The sequence below is a fragment of the Mesorhizobium sp. M7A.F.Ca.CA.004.06.1.1 genome (assembly GCF_003999135.1).
Lineage (GTDB): Bacteria > Pseudomonadota > Alphaproteobacteria > Rhizobiales > Rhizobiaceae > Mesorhizobium.
The window spans coordinates 1-1,169 of record NZ_RZPQ01001158.1; the positions used below are offsets into that span (position 1 = coordinate 1).

General features: G+C 64.4%; 1 protein-coding gene and 1 pseudogene. Both read right to left on the minus strand.

Annotation, left to right across the window (positions count from 1 at the left end; genetic code table 11):
* Positions 1 to 530, minus strand: a pseudogene (locus EN906_RS34750) (TIGR01620 family protein); the annotation flags it as partial.
* Positions 527 to 1,169 (minus strand): YcjX family protein (locus EN906_RS34755; RefSeq protein WP_164777640.1); only part of this gene is annotated, 643 nt, incomplete at its 5' end. The gene EN906_RS34755 and the pseudogene EN906_RS34750, both read right to left, overlap by 4 nt.

Below are 1,169 nucleotides of genomic sequence, written 5' to 3' on the forward strand. Positions count from 1 at the left end.
GTCTCGGGTTTGGCCGCGACAAAGGCCGACAGCTCGTCGACGACCGATCGTGCCGCCTTGGGATCGTCACGCTCGATTGCGTCGAGCGCCCGTTTCTGCAGCTTTTCGACCTCGGCGAGGCGGCCGATCGCCAGGAATTCGCGAATCAGGATCACCATAAGCGCCAGCACGGCGATGGCAGCCATGCCGGCGGCCAGCCAGCCCAGCCATTCGGCGCGCGCAAAGAGGTCGCGTATGAGCTGGTCGGTCCACAAGCCGACAGCCAGCGAAACCAGCACGCCAAAGGCGCCGAAGAAGATGCTGCCGAGCAGCGAGCGTTTCCTGGGGGCAATGGCCGGTGGCGGCTCCGCGGCAATGATGTCGGGCTCGTCGAAGACATCGACTTCCGCCGGGAGGACCATCGCGACATCGGTCTTCATCGCGCGCGGTTTGCGCTGGGCATCGGCCTGGGGGCGCGGCTCAGGGGCCGTTTGTCTCGGTGGGGTTTCCGGTTCGATCCGGAACGCTGCCGGCTTGCGGGGCGCGGTCATGCCAGATGATCTCCGATCAGGAACTGCAAGGCACGGTCGAGCCTGATATGCGGCAGCGACAGGGTGATACCTTCAGCCGTTCGTTCTAGCTTTGGCGGACGGAAACGGACGAAGCGGATTGCAGGGTCCGCGGCATCCTGCTTGTGATCGGCTCCCGAAAGATCAAAAACTGCATCAATTTTCTCCGGTAAGTCACCAGGAAATATGGCTGTTTCAGTTTTTCCATCGAAAGTTTCACCGTTGATCCTCTCGCCGGCGATCGGCGTGCCGATAATGACTGGCAACGTCTCCCGGCCTTGCTTGACGGTGCCTTCGCGCGTCGCGCGCACCGCCGCCATGGCGACCACGTCGACATCGGCGCCGGTGAAATTCGCCCGTGCCACGGCTCGGTCGGCAAGCCGCCGCACGATCGCCTGCAGGCGGTCATGGCTTTCGTGGTGCAGATGGTCGGCCTTGGTCGCGGCAACCAGGATGCGGTCGATGCGCCGCGAAAACAGATCGGTGAGGAAGCTGCCCCGGCCAGGTCGGAAACAGCTGAGGATCTCGGTCACCGCGCGTTCCAGGTCGGCCATGGCGCCGGGGCCGGCGTTCAGCGCCTGCATGGCGTCGATCAGCACGATCTGGCGATCGAGGCGGGTG